The 13,591-nt window shown below is 42.4% G+C and carries 10 protein-coding genes and 1 tRNA gene; 6 read left to right on the top strand and 5 right to left on the bottom strand.

Annotation, left to right across the window (positions count from 1 at the left end):
* Nucleotides 1-96: 96 nt before the first annotated feature.
* The gene (locus WCN91_RS00560) at nt 97-597 is read right to left on the bottom strand and encodes an RDD family protein (RefSeq protein WP_342675488.1); all 501 of its coding nucleotides are present in this window, start codon (nt 595-597) and stop codon (nt 97-99) included.
* A 293-nt stretch (nt 598-890) separates the two neighbouring features.
* Between WCN91_RS00560 and WCN91_RS00555 the strand changes: the two genes are divergently transcribed.
* Both WCN91_RS00555 and WCN91_RS00550 read left to right on the top strand, forming a co-directional pair.
* Nucleotides 891-975, top strand: a tRNA-Leu gene (locus WCN91_RS00555).
* A 167-nt stretch (nt 976-1,142) separates the two neighbouring features.
* A complete protein-coding gene (locus WCN91_RS00550; protein WP_342675487.1) occupies nt 1,143-2,345 on the top strand; it encodes an integrase domain-containing protein in 1,203 nt (400 codons plus the stop codon).
* 37 nt (nt 2,346-2,382) lie between these two features.
* Here the strand turns inward: WCN91_RS00550 and WCN91_RS00545 are convergent, their stop codons facing one another.
* The 4 genes from WCN91_RS00545 to WCN91_RS00530 all read right to left on the bottom strand — a co-directional run bounded on the left by WCN91_RS00545 (nt 2,383) and on the right by WCN91_RS00530 (nt 6,234).
* A complete protein-coding gene (locus WCN91_RS00545) occupies nt 2,383-3,096 on the bottom strand; it encodes a hypothetical protein (protein WP_342675486.1) in 714 nt (237 codons plus the stop codon).
* 548 nt (nt 3,097-3,644) lie between these two features.
* Nucleotides 3,645-4,943, bottom strand: a complete 1,299-nt coding sequence (locus WCN91_RS00540) for a VapE domain-containing protein (RefSeq protein ID WP_342675485.1) — start codon at nt 4,941-4,943, stop codon at nt 3,645-3,647.
* Entirely contained in the window at nt 4,940-5,965 is a 1,026-nt protein-coding gene (locus WCN91_RS00535; protein WP_342675484.1) for a hypothetical protein, read from the bottom strand. Before WCN91_RS00535 ends, WCN91_RS00540 begins: the two co-directional genes overlap by 4 nt.
* Nucleotides 5,962-6,234, bottom strand: a complete 273-nt coding sequence (locus tag WCN91_RS00530; RefSeq protein WP_342675483.1) for a helix-turn-helix transcriptional regulator — start codon at nt 6,232-6,234, stop codon at nt 5,962-5,964. Before WCN91_RS00530 ends, WCN91_RS00535 begins: the two co-directional genes overlap by 4 nt.
* A 368-nt stretch (nt 6,235-6,602) precedes the next feature.
* Between WCN91_RS00530 and WCN91_RS00525 the strand changes: the two genes are divergently transcribed.
* The 4 genes from WCN91_RS00525 to WCN91_RS00510 are packed head-to-tail and all read left to right on the top strand — an operon-like array spanning nt 6,603 to nt 13,333.
* Complete coding sequence (locus WCN91_RS00525) at nt 6,603-7,532, top strand: DUF5655 domain-containing protein (protein ID WP_342675482.1); 930 nt, start codon at nt 6,603-6,605, stop codon at nt 7,530-7,532.
* A gap of 18 nt (nt 7,533-7,550) precedes the next feature.
* Nucleotides 7,551-9,122, top strand: coding sequence for a type I restriction-modification system subunit M (locus WCN91_RS00520; protein WP_342675481.1), 1,572 nt, complete (start codon nt 7,551-7,553; stop codon nt 9,120-9,122).
* Nucleotides 9,122-10,363: a restriction endonuclease subunit S gene (locus WCN91_RS00515; protein WP_342675480.1), complete on the top strand. Its 1,242-nt coding sequence runs from the start codon at nt 9,122-9,124 to the stop codon at nt 10,361-10,363. The genes WCN91_RS00520 and WCN91_RS00515 overlap by 1 nt, the downstream gene beginning before the upstream one ends.
* A 24-nt stretch (nt 10,364-10,387) precedes the next feature.
* Nucleotides 10,388-13,333, top strand: coding sequence for a type I restriction endonuclease subunit R (locus WCN91_RS00510; protein WP_342675479.1), 2,946 nt, complete (start codon nt 10,388-10,390; stop codon nt 13,331-13,333).
* Nucleotides 13,334-13,591 lie beyond the last annotated feature (258 nt).

Below are 13,591 nucleotides of genomic sequence, written 5' to 3'. Positions count from 1 at the left end.
TTAGGTTGAATAAAAGAGTGGTTACAGGTCGGCGCGTTGCGCCGACATGTCATTTACGGCACCTTTTGTCGGGATTATCGGCAATGTGCTCCTGCATTAATCCAGGGCGCGATAGACCTTTTTATTATCTTCTTTCGATAGGGTGACAACCTCACAGCCAGAGAGGTAATCCTGCAGTGCGCGTTTATTCTTAAAATCCACCAAAACCAGCAGGTTACCTAGGCCGAGCAGGGCGGCTAAACTACGCCATGCGCCTTGCCAAAAGGTGGGTAAAGAACCATCTAAACGGCGTACCTGTAAGCGCCAGGCGCGCATGCCTATGGTCTGTCCGCTTTTACTCCAGAAATAACCAAAAAAGCTAATGCTCACCAGTACCAGGAGAATATCGCGAATAACATAAAGCACAGTATTTTCTTGGATCAACGCGGCCACATCTTCGGCCTCGCCCATGGCAATCCAGCCCAGGGATACACCGGCTTGTACCAATAATAAAAAGACCACGGTAGTGAGCATGGCAAAGGCAATAACCACTAAGCCGTCATAAATAAGTGAAGCAAGACGGCGACCAATGCCCGCAGGCGCAGAATTCGATGACATTATGATATTTCTCGCAAATAAAATCGGCGACAGTGTAACAAAGGGCGATTACAAAGGCGACGCTTTCCCGGTTTGGCGGTGAGGGCAAAGGCCTTCAAATCGAGATAAAAGACAGGCAAAACCCCTGCTTTGGTTGAATAATCGGCAGTTGACACGCTAATAACATAAAACGCTTGCCGCGCTTATCATTCTTTGTATAATGCAGGGCATAGAGATGAGGGCAGATAAACAAAGCCTTTGCTCTGAAGTGGTTTTTCTTTATCTTCTCGCTGAGAAGGTTAAAGAAAAAAGATGCCAGTGTGATGGAATTGGTAGACATGACGGATTCAAAATCCGTTGCCTTCGGGCGTGGCGGTTCAAGTCCGCCCACTGGTACCACTTTTCGGTTCGTTATGAACCAGATGAGTCCAAACTTTCTGATATATATTAGAAAATTGGGCTTTTTTTATGTCCAAAATAAATCAACCACATCTACGGACATTCAGTAATTTTAGTAGTACATTTAGTAGTACAGTTTGGTTTTTATACAAGTTGTACTACTTACCATGGCTAAAATCGTCACCCCGCTTACGAATACCCAAGTAAAACAGGCTAGGCCACGGGACAAGCTTTACAAGCTGGCCGATGGTGAAGGCTTGCAGTTAAGGATCATGCCGAACGGCTCTAAACAGTGGTTACTTGATTACTATAAGCCAATTTCAAAAGCGAGATCCTCTTTAAGCTTGGGCAGTTACCCCGAAGTATCATTAGCCGATGCTCGAAAACGCAAAATAGCGGCGCGGGAACTACTGGCTGATGGTAAAGACCCTAAGCTAGAGAAGGAGCAGCAACAGCGAGCTGACAAGCTTGAGCTTGAAACTACGTTAATGTCAGTGGCGCAAACATGGTTTGAAGTTAAAAAGACGCGAATTGCAGAAAGTACGGCCACCAGCCTATGGCGCAATTTTCAGAATCATGTGTTTCCTAAACTAGCCAATCACCCTATCTCCCAAATCAATGCCCCGGAAACCATCGCAGTTTTAAAGCCATTAGCTGCGAAAGGGAGCTTGGAAACAACAAATAAGGTTATCCGCCACCTAAATGAAGTAATGGTTTTTGCCGTAAATACTGGAGTCATCCACCATAACCCTCTAGCAGGTATAAAAGCGGCGTTTGAAACTCCAAAGCAGAAAAACCTTCCAGCGCTCAAGCCTAGTGAGCTGCCAGAGCTTATGAATACGCTTGCTTATGCCAGTATAAAGATAACCACAAGGTGCCTAATTGAGTGGCAACTTCATACAATCACACGGGCAAGTGAGGCAGCTGGAGTAAAGTGGGAAGAGATAGATTTTGATAATCGTGTTTGGGTCATTCCCGCTGAACGTATGAAAATGAAACGCGAACATATAGTGCCACTAACCCTGTCGGCTATTAAGATTCTTGAGAGGATGCATCCGATAAGTGGTCACCGTGAATATGTATTTCCAAGTGATCGCCACCCTAACGAACCCAGTAATCCGCAAACAGCCAATGCTGCGTTAAAAAGGATGGGATTCAAAAATAGGCTGGTGGCGCATGGTATGCGCTCCATTGCCAGTACAGCAATGAATGAGCACGGACTAAATCCTGACCTTATTGAAGCGGCGCTAGCGCATGTAGACAAAAACGAGGTGCGCAGAGCATACAACCGCACCGATTATATCGAGCGCAGACGCCCATTAATGGAGTGGTGGTCAGAATTCATCATGAGAGCGTCAAGTCCTGGTTAAAGATGATAACTTTTCTCTTCGAAAAATTGAGTTAGGTTTATTCAAAAGATTCGGAAGTGCCATCAGCGTAAATAACATTTTGCACATCAAAGGTCACTTTCATGTCTTTCACGTCGGTAACTAGCATCCAATTGTGGGAATCTTTGAACTGATTATAATCAAAGCCAATTCCTGTCTCAGTAAAAAATGTCTTTGGTGATAATGGGTTATTAATCGTTGTTCTTATACGAAACTGGCTTTCCCCAAAAAGATCCGAAAATATTAGTATGCCTTTTATGGCTCTGGTAGGTTTATCAAGCTCTGAGGTGTCCCAAGTAACGTCGAAAGTTATAGCTTCATCGTACTTATACTTTTTGTAGCTTTTATTTGAAATGATGGGAGATACAAACTTTGGCTTTAGAGCACTTTTAAAATCTGAAATTTTTTCCTCAATGAAGCTTTGCTCTTTTTTAGGTGACAGGCTTTCAGAAAAACTCGATAAAACGCCTTCCATGGAGGAGCGAACTTGGTACTTTAGGTGTTCACGTCCTGCGAAGTACCCAACCGTTAAGCATATAAACCCAACAACAAAGAGTTTGTTTTTTATGATCTTATCTATTCTCGATGATTTGGTGTTACTTGGCTCTTTGGCGAGCGACGTTTGCTTTTGTTGAACTTTAGCATATGCGACACCACAAGAGGGGCACTCCCATTCAGGGTTTATATCAGTATCTTTTCTTTCATAGTTACACTTCGGGCAAATAATAGTCATGAAACCTCCGCTGTTGATAACTTATTAAACCTCGTTGGTTAGGATCCCGAAGAACCACCTGATGAGGGCCCCATGAAATCAATAGCAGAACATCTAGGATATTGCCAATTTTTGAAATGGTCATTTTATATCCTTCTAATGTGGCAAGACTAAATTTGATGCTATAGCCTGCTTTATCAATTCACACATCAAGTATTTAGAGTAAATGCTCAGTTCTGAGTGGTTGCTCTCTGCACTCTGCGACCCCCGCACGGCACCGATACCCGAAAAGGAACCTAACAAGGGGTAGGTAGCCAAATAGCCTGTTCTTTGTTGTACGGTGAATCGGTTGGATCTGGTGGATGATGAAAGAGGAGCTTGAGACTTTAAAAAATAACTGCTTGTATTACTAACCTAGCTGGTTTTCTATTTAATAAATAAAAAGTTTAGAAAATTCACTCTCCCTTTAACCATTTTTGCTTGAACCCTTTGATATTAAAGGCCTACCACCTAGTTAAAGCGCGATGAAAGAGAGAAAACCTGACTTCTCTTTCACCAATTACCCAGCACTACTTAAATCCAAAGCTTGTCAAAGGCTTACGATAGAACTTGGCACCCCCTCTGCGAGTTTCAACCTCTAAGAAACCTTCTTTGTGCAGTTGTGCCAGAGCTTTACCTATAACCCTAGTATTCACAGCCTGCAATTTAGGGTCTGTATCTACTAAGCTTGCCGCATTGCGCCATTCGTCAAAGTATTTGTCATTGTCGGTCGATAAATATGCGCCCAGAATATAGTCATACCAACTGCCTTTATCTTGGTATTCGTCATTAATCTTTGCAGCGAGCGCACGTTCTTGATCAGTTAGATTCCAACCATAGCCTGACTGATACATGTGCTTCACTTCTAACCAAAACTGTCTCAAAAGCTCAGGTTCCAACAGTCTTAAAGCGCCTGTAGGATTGTATTGCCAGCCAAGAATTTTGTTTAAGGTATCCATATCCGCTGGGCTTCCCATTTCAATAACACAGAAGCGGCTAGAGCCTGTGTCATCTTTTAGGAAACCTAGGCCGTTAACCGTGGCAATAAGGTGGGATTGACGTGGTTTTTTTATATCCCGCTTGGCGTAGGGTGGACGAACCGTATCAATCATTTTGGTGATAAACGCTTTTAACGAGCCTTGACTATTCTTATTTGTCCGCTCAAGCTCACCAAGTTCAGTTAACCAAGCTCTCATACATGACAACACGCTGTCTTTATTATCGGGGTTTAATTCTGCGCCTTCTAGAAACGCATTTGCAAAAATGTTACATAGACGGGAAAGGAACGCCGTCTTTCTAAAGCATTGATCACCATGAAGCACGGGCACAAGCTTACTGGAAAAGTTTGGCTCATAAAGCGAAGCCACGGCGCCAACAAGCCACCGCTTCATAACTGTCATTGCGTACTCTTCGTTGAGAGCATTCAAGCACGCGAGCACCTTTTCAACTCTCTTTTCCCCGTCCCATTGCCCTGAGTCTAACCAGTCAGCTACTGGATGATACTTATTACTCTGAGCCAAGGCGATGAAGTGGTACCTTTCTGCGGTTTTACTCAAACCATGCCTCTCAGATTGAGATATCAATTCGCTTACAATTTCTTCTGGCGACCAATTCAATGGAGCATGGGTTGTAGAACAGTAGAGTTCAGGTTCAAACGTCATCATGTTGAATCTAATCTCAAACCCTAAATACTTAACAAGAGCTTCAAGATTTGTATTTGTATTCAAAGGCTTACCTTCTGAGTTGATATCCTCAAAGTCAGGGCCTTCTTTTTTAGTGCTTTCGGGGATTTGGACATCGAACTTTTTGTCCGGCGATAATACTGTCATGATAATTCTCCTTGCTTACGTGATGTTCTAACTCGCTCGTTATGTTGCGAAATAGCCCATTCATTCTTGTTATGTTTATTCACATCAGGGAATTTTTTTGCCAGCTCTCTGAGTGCTAGCTTCGGGTCACCACCAAAATCGCGGATAGTGAGGAAATCAAACTGATCAATGCAGTGGCCTATGGCGCAGGGATCGCTTGAATGATGGGAGTAAAGCCTTTCTCTGCCATCGGTCATACTGGTGAGAATATATGCGCCTGCTTTACCGCTTGATGATTCTGGGGGCAAGTAGGCATTACCTTGGCGTTTGTAGCCGTGCTGGGTTAGAAGGTAATCCCAAGAGTAGGAATTATTTACAAGATCAATGATAGAGACTTGGCTACCTACCAAGGTTTCTACATATGCAGGCTTAGGTGCAATGCTTGTATTGAAAGCGAGTTTCTCTTCTTTTTGCTCTTGTTCGAACAATAAGGCATCGCTTAATAGCTTTGATCCTTCAATAGGTAATGGCGTACCCTCACCAACAACATATTCGTAGCAGTCACCTGAGTATCTTGCAGGTAAATACATTCCTTGATAAAGACGAGTAGAGCAGTCATCGGCACGGAATATATTACCTAGGTATGCTTGAATCGGCGCCCACCACCTTAAAGGTATACCAGCAGCTATTTGTATATAGACGCGGTAGCGATTGCCATGGTTGCCATACTGATGCTTGACCGTGGTGTGAATGATATATGAAGTGATTCCCAGCTGCGCCAATATGGCTTTTACGCCGTCAATATCGAACTCACTATCGTCAATATCGAGGCGTAGTAGGGTAAGATTATTGTGCGCGGTAATGGTTGCTTGTTTCTTGTTCGGCGCATCTGTACCGACAATGATGGGGGATTTCTTCTTTATATCATCAGGAGATAGTGCTCCCATATTCGGTGGCGATATAACATACTTCACTAAGTCACCCCAGTCGATATATGAAAACTTGGCCGTTACTTTTACGCTCTTGGCGTACAAAAATTTCATAGCGCAGCCCCCGTATCCAAAATTTCAATGCGCTGCGCCACTAGCTCCTTAACTAGCTCTTGTACTTCTGTAGTGGATTTCCCGGAGGCGTATGCAGCAAGCACGGCATTCACTTCATGCTGCAACCAGCCTTTGGCTGAGCCGCCTAGTGATATTGGGGGAGGGAATATACCGGCGTTAATGCGGTTATAGATTGTTGAGTTACTGAAACCGAAAGTTTCCAGCACTTCTGGTTTTCTGATTACCTTTACAGGTGCGTGTAATTTCATGGCGTTACCCCGATTTATTGTTAGTTAGGTTTATTTGGGCAACACCTATTATCTACATCTAAAAGCGTTCTTCCGTCAAAAATTTAATTTTTTTCAAATTTTTTTCGGCCACTACCTGTTTGATATGTATTGCAAATATATATTAGCCCCCTGCTTTTTCGCCTAGCTCCCTGGGCATCAGGTAAGGGCCTTTAGGCGGTAATATGTTGCTTGTAGCATGGGTTGCAAACCCGTAATATTAGTGGGCGGTCAAGTTGGCTGATTAGAAAAACACTCGCTGGTGGGCAACCATCTTTGTGGACAGAGGTGGTTAAAGCTTTTTGTTAAATAAAGTAGGTAGTTGCGCCAGGGCATAGGGAAGAAGAACGTTGAGTGATATCAAATTATTTCAGCTTGGTGACAACCAAAACGTGGTAGTTGAACTGCCAAGCCAGGCAGCAAAACTCGAAAAAGACCTTCAGCAATTGGTTGAGCAACATATGGACACCTTTCTCGGAGTCCGATTCCTGGCAACGGAGTTCAGTACCTCTAACGGTGGGCGTATTGACTCGCTGGGGTTAGATGAAAACGGTTGCCCCGTGATCATTGAATACAAGCGCCACACCAATGAAAATGTGATAAACCAAGGCCTGTTTTATTATGATTGGCTGTTGGATCACAAAGCTGAGTTTCAATTGCTGGTAATGAAAGAGCTAACCCATGACGTAGCCGAAGCGGTAGAGTGGGAAGGTGCACGTCTTATCTGCATTGCCAGCGATTTTACCAAGTATGACGAACATGCCATCAAGCAGATAGATAAGAACATAGAGCTAATGCGCTACAAGTATTTTGGCGCGGATCTGCTTATGCTGGAGCTTGTAAATACCCAAACCACCAAGGCTAACGGCGCCGTTAAAGTAAGCCACCAGCCCAAAAGATCAAAAGCAACAAGCCAAGATAAAAGCCATAAGGCCATGCTTGAAACTTCAAGTGACAAGCTGCTCAAGCTTTACGACGAACTATGTGATTTTTGCGAGTCTTTAGGTGATGATGCACAGCGTAAAGAGCTGAAGCTCTACACGGCATTTAAGCGCATTAAAAACTTCGTTAGTTTCCATGTACTGCCACAGAAGAAAGACGAGCGAATCGTTATGTACCTGAAAGTACAGCCGGGTAGTATTGAACTGGAAGAAGGCTTTACCCGAGACGTTACCAACACGGGCCACTGGGGCACCGGTGACCTGGAAGTGCTGATACGCACAGCGCAAGACATTGAAAAAGCAAAGCCGTTAATTCAAATGAGCTTTGAGAATAATTAAGTAGGAACAAACCCACCGATGGTTGAACAACACAAAAAAGCACTCGAAAAGCAGCTATGGAACATTGCCAACACCCTGCGCGGCAATATGAGTGCCGATGAATTTCGTGATTACATTTTAGGGTTTATCTTCTACAAGTATTTGTCTGAGCGCATGGATATATACGCTGATGAGCTTTTAAAAGAAGACGGTATTAAGTTTGATGCTATCGATGAAAATACCGATGAAGGCAAAGAATACCTAGAAGCCATTCAAGAAGAAGCCATTGACCACTTAGGTTACTTTTTAAAGCCGAGCGAGCTATTCCATGTACTTGCTCAAAAAGGTGAGAACGGTGAGTTTATCTTAGAAGCGTTGTCTGAAGTGCTTAACCATATTGAACAAAGCACTATGGGAACGGCATCCGAGGATGACTTCAATGGTCTGTTCGATGATTTAGATTTAACCTCAAACAAGTTGGGCAAAACCGAAAAAGCCAAAAACGAGCTTATTTCAAAAATCCTTGTTCACCTTGATGATATCGATTTTCTACACCACGAAACAGAAATCGATGTATTAGGTGATGCTTACGAATACCTAATTGGTCAGTTCGCATCTGGTGCAGGTAAAAAAGCTGGTGAATTCTATACACCCCCAATGGTGTCCAAGCTTTTAGCAAAGCTCGTAACTATGGGCAAAGACAAGCTGCGAAGTGTTTACGACCCAACCTGTGGTTCAGGTTCATTGTTACTGCGGGTAGCAAAAGAAGTAAAAGAAGTTGGTAACTATTACGGGCAAGAATCAAATCCAAGTACCTATAACCTTGCTCGAATGAATATGATTTTGCATGGTGTGCATTACCGTCAATTTGATATTCAACAAGATGATACGTTAGAACAGCCACACCATATTGAAAAGCGCTTTGAAGCAGTAGTAGCTAACCCTCCGTTCTCTGCTAGCTGGAGTGCAGCCGCAGGCTTTTTAACTGATGAACGTTTTCAAGATTATGGCAAGCTAGCTCCAGCTTCAAAAGCAGACTTTGCTTTTGTACAACACATGGTGCATCAATTAGATGATGACGGCACAATGGCCGTTGTATTACCGCATGGCGTGTTATTTCGTGGTGCTGCTGAAGGTCATATTCGTAAGCATTTGATCAAAGATAAGAACTACCTAGATGCTGTTATCGGTTTACCCTCCAACATATTCTACGGTACATCGATTCCAACCTGTATTTTGGTTTTAAAGAAAAACCGTAAACACAGCGACAATATTCTGTTTATTGATGCTAGTCAGAATTATGGTAAAGCAACCAATCAGAATTATCTTCGAGAAGAAGACTTAGAAGCAATTTTACAAGCTGTAGAAAATAGAAAATTTGTAGATAAGTTTGCTTATGTGGCCTCTGTTGATGAAATAGCAGAAGAAAATGACTTTAACCTCAATATTCCGAGATATGTAGATACCTTTGAAGAAGAAGTGCCGATTAACCTGAATGTTGTTGCTGAAAGTTTATCTAAAGTAACCGCCAATCTAAACTCCATAGAAAAAGAAATTTTTGAGTTTACAAATGAGTTGGGCATAAATTTCCCCTCGATGGGAGAAAAGTAATGAAGCCTACTTTACGTTTCTCAGGATATGAAAACGAATGGCAAAAATTAACGATTGACCAGTTATACATAGAGGTAATAGATGGTGATCGTGGAACTAATTACCCTACAAAAAGTGAGTTTTTAGACGAAGGGGACTGTTTGTTTTTGTCAGCTAAAAATGTCACCAAGTCAGGCTTTGAATTCGTTGAAAAACAATATATTACAAAAGATAAAGACGCGGCTTTAAGAAAAGGGAAATTACTTCGTAACGATCTTGTTTTGACTACACGAGGGACTGTTGGAAACATAGCACACTTCAATAACTCTGTTGAAGAAGAGCAAATTAGAATTAATTCTGGGATGGTCATTCTAAGAAATAGTAATCCTAACCTAAGCAACGACTTTCTATACAAGAGCTTTTACACTGGTGCTGTAACAAGACATATTCAGAAAGTTCTGTTTGGAAGTGCTCAACCGGCTTTGACTGTAGGTGAAATTAAAAAATTCAAGATTGGGTTTACAGGTATAGAAGAACAGCAAAAAATAGCTGATTTCCTTTCTTCAGTTGATAAAAAAATCAGTCTACTTAAAGAAAAACATGCCTTGCTAACTCAGTACAAAAAAGGCGTGATGCAAAAGTTGTTTAAGCAAGACATTCGCTTTAAAGACGAAAATGGTAATGACTTTCCTGAGTGGCAAACTGTTCCATTGTCAAAACTTGCTAGTAAAAACAGTAAAAAGAATAAAGATGAATCTGTTAATACAGTTCTAACAAATTCGGCTAAAGACGGTATCGTTAATCAAGGTGATTATTTTAAGAAAGACATTGCTAACCAACAAAACTTAGGTGGTTACACTGTTGTTGAAAAAAATGACTTTGTTTATAACCCAAGAATCTCAGAGTTAGCTCCAGTAGGACCTATAAAGCGCAATCACATAGGCCAAGGTGTAATGTCACCGTTGTATACTGTTTTCAGGTTTAAAGATGACTCATTACTCGATTACTTAGAACTGTATTTCAATACGACAATGTGGCACCGATACATGCACAGCATAGCTAACTTTGGTGCAAGACATGACCGAATGAACATTACGACATCCGATTTTTACGCATTACCTTTACCTATCCCGAGTGAGGGTGAGAGAGCAAAAATAGTATCATTTGTTAATGCCCTTGAAGCAAAAGTAAGTGCCGTCAAACAACAAATAGAACTGACCCAAACCTTTAAAAAAGGCTTATTACAGCAAATGTTCGTTTAGGGAATAGAAGCAGAAGGAATTAATGTGGCCTATCAGTCAGAACAAGAATTAGAAAACAACCTAGTTGCACAGCTTGTAAAGGGAAACTTTGAAAAGGCAGCAATTACTGATGTTAATTCGCTTAGAGATAACCTTAAAAAGCAGCTTTCAAAACTTAATGGGTTTGAAATTAGTGATAACGAGCTCAAACAAATTCGCAATGCCTTATCAAAAGGCAACGTGTTTGATAAAGCGAAAACGCTACGTGATAGGCTACAAATCAACAAGGACGATGGCACGGTTGGTTATGTTCGATTTCTTGATGATGACTTTAGTAAGAATCACTTCCAAGTAACTCAGCAAGTAACGGTAGAAGGCCATTATAAAAACCGTTATGACGTTACCATACTAGTTAATGGCTTACCGCTAATTCAAATTGAACTTAAGCGAAGAGGGCTAGAGCTTAAAGAGGCGTTTAACCAGATTAACCGTTACCAACGCCACTCCTACTGGGCGGAAGATGGCTTATTTCAGTATGTTCAGGTATTTGTTATTTCAAATGGAGTCAATACTAAGTATTACGCCAATAATCGCAAACAAAGCTTTAAACAAACCTTCTATTGGGCCGATGTTGAAAATGAGCGTTATACCGAATTAACTAAGTTTGCCTACGAGTTTTTAACGCCGCAACACCTAACAGATATGATCACTAAATATGTGGTGTTGAACGAAACTGACCGCATTCTTATGGTTATGCGCCCGTATCAGATCTATGCTACCGAAGCCATTATTGAGCGGGTGGCAGAGCGTGAGGTGTTGCAGGCAAACAACCAGCCTATTGATAAGCTGAATGGCTATATCTGGCACACAACTGGGTCTGGTAAAACCCTGACCTCGTTTAAAACGGCACAGTTGTTAACGAGCGACAGCAAGATCCACAAGGTCGTATTTGTGGTTGACCGAAAAGACCTGGATTACCAGACGGCGAAAGAGTTCAACAGCTTTATGAAAGGCTGTGTAGACGGTACCGATAAAACCAAGGTGCTGGTTGACCAATTCACCGGTAAGGAGGTTCATTACAAGGAAGAAAATGGTGAACGCAAGTCTTCGACTAAAGCGAAAGGCGGCAAGGTTAATTTAAGCCGCAATGAAAAGCTGATAGTAACCACCATTCAAAAGCTGAACCATGCCATCAGCCATAAGCGTTATTCCAAGCGCATGGAGCCGGTGAAAAATCAGAACATAATATTCATCTTTGACGAATGCCATCGTAGCCAGTTTGGTGAGACTCATCAGAGAATTAGCCAGTTCTTTACCAATCATCAGATGTTTGGCTTTACCGGTACGCCGATCTTTGCCAAAAACGCCGTGTCTAAGTCATCGCGCAAATATACCACCACCGACTTGTTCCACAAGCCACTGCATAAGTACACCATAGTTGATGCTATAAAAGACGAGAACGTGCTCAAATTCAATATTGAGTACGTTGGCCGCTATAAGAAGAAAGACAGCGCTAATGAGGTGGATATTGAGGTTGAAGGCATTGATACCAAAGAGCTGATGGAATCTGATGTTAGGTTAGAAAAGATCGCTGATTACATTATTGCTCAGCATAAACGCAAGACTCACAGCCAGGAATTTACCGGCATGTTTTGCGTGTCGAGTGTGCCAGCTCTGATCAAATACTATGAGTTATTTGCCAAGAAAAAGAGCGAGGGCAAACACAACCTGAAAATAGCTACCATCTTCTCTTATGCGGCCAATGAAGAAGACCCGGATGCCGACGGCCTAGATGAAGCCGTATTGGGTGAGGTGGCCGAACCGCAAGCCGCGTATAGCCATAGCCGAGATAAGCTAGAACAGTTCATTGGCGATTACAACGAGATGTTCAGCTGTAGCTATACCACCAAAGACAGTGAATCGTTTTACAACTACTACAACGATATCTCGAAAAAGGTACGTGAGCGTAAAATAGATATCCTGCTGGTGGTGAATATGTTCCTGACCGGCTTTGACAGTAAGACCCTCAACACCCTGTATGTTGATAAAAACCTCAAATACCATGGCTTGATTCAGGCTTACTCGCGCACCAACCGCATACTGAACGAGCAAAAGTCGCAGGGTAACATTGTCTGTTTCCGTAACCTGAAAAACAGCACTGACGAGGCGTTAACCTTGTTCTCTAACAAGGATGCGAAAGATACGGTGATTATGCCGCCCTATGAAGAGTTCCTTAAGCTCTTCAATAAAGCTTTTGGCGCATTATTGGCGATAGCTCCCGATCCAGATAGTGTGAATGACCTTGAAGACGAAAACCAAGAGCTGGAATATATTAAAGCTTTTAGAGAGCTGATGCGTCTTAAGAACATACTGGCCACATTTGCAGATTTTACTTTTGAGGACACTCGTATAAGTGAGCAAGAGTTTGAAGACTTTAAAAGCAAATACCTTGATCTGTACGACAAGGTAAAGACCAACACCGCATCAGAAAAAGAGTCGATTTTAGAAGAGGTTGATTTTGAACTGGAGCTGTTGGCAATGGACGTGGTGAACGTTGCTTACATCCTACAGCTACTCGGGAAGCTCAAACAGGCAGGCACTGAAGAAGAGTATCAATATCAATACAAGGCATTGATGCAGACGGTTGGCGGCGATCCGAACCTGCGCAGCAAGCAGGAGCTGATCGATAAATTTATTCAAGAGCACCTGCCGCAAGTGAAGTCGGCTGAAGAAGTGGATGATGCCTTTGCCGCCTATTGGGAAGTAGAGAAGGAGAGGGCGACCCAGCAAATGGCTGAAGAAGAGCAGCTTATTCCTGACAATGTAAAAGCCCTGGTTGAGCGCATGATTTTCAGCGACCAGGAGCCGCTAAGGGAAGAAATCGTTGCTACAATGGAAAAGCCACCCAGTGTATTACAACGCAAGAAAGTAATTCCTCGGCTTGCTGAGAAGCTAAAGGGCTTTGTGAATACCTTCTATGGAGGGATGTAGAGCAACTCAATGATTGCTGCGGTATGCACGCCCTTTGATAGGCATTTGAGTCATAAATTTTGGTATATGTTTTAGCGATTGATTAGGAGCATGTTTCCTATTCTATATATCCCCTCTGATAATAGCCTTTTCTGGTGTGCATCAAAGGGCCTGAAAAGGAGCTAGGGTGATAAAGAAATTTAGTAGTACGAATGGTGGTATAGATTGCCGTTATCTGTTTTATTTTTATTTTATAACAATGGGTTGATGGTTCTGTTC

Origin of the sequence: Pseudoalteromonas qingdaonensis (genome assembly GCF_038739665.1) — a bacterium.
Lineage (GTDB): Bacteria > Pseudomonadota > Gammaproteobacteria > Enterobacterales > Alteromonadaceae > Pseudoalteromonas > Pseudoalteromonas qingdaonensis.
The sequence above is the reverse complement of the archived record's forward strand: the minus strand, read 5'-3'. Positions and strand labels throughout refer to the sequence as shown.

Coding starts and splice junctions, on each gene's coding strand:
- WCN91_RS00540 (WP_342675485.1), bottom strand. CDS start 4,943: ATGACAGTATTATCGCCGGACAAAAAGTTCGATGTCCAAATCCCCGAA.
- WCN91_RS00530 (WP_342675483.1), bottom strand. CDS start 6,234: ATGAAATTACACGCACCTGTAAAGGTAATCAGAAAACCAGAAGTGCTG.
- WCN91_RS00550 (WP_342675487.1), top strand. CDS start 1,143: ATGGCTAAAATCGTCACCCCGCTTACGAATACCCAAGTAAAACAGGCT.
- WCN91_RS00535 (WP_342675484.1), bottom strand. CDS start 5,965: ATGAAATTTTTGTACGCCAAGAGCGTAAAAGTAACGGCCAAGTTTTCA.
- WCN91_RS00520 (WP_342675481.1), top strand. CDS start 7,551: ATGGTTGAACAACACAAAAAAGCACTCGAAAAGCAGCTATGGAACATT.
- WCN91_RS00545 (WP_342675486.1), bottom strand. CDS start 3,096: ATGACTATTATTTGCCCGAAGTGTAACTATGAAAGAAAAGATACTGAT.
- WCN91_RS00560 (WP_342675488.1), bottom strand. CDS start 597: ATGTCATCGAATTCTGCGCCTGCGGGCATTGGTCGCCGTCTTGCTTCA.
- WCN91_RS00515 (WP_342675480.1), top strand. CDS start 9,122: ATGAAGCCTACTTTACGTTTCTCAGGATATGAAAACGAATGGCAAAAA.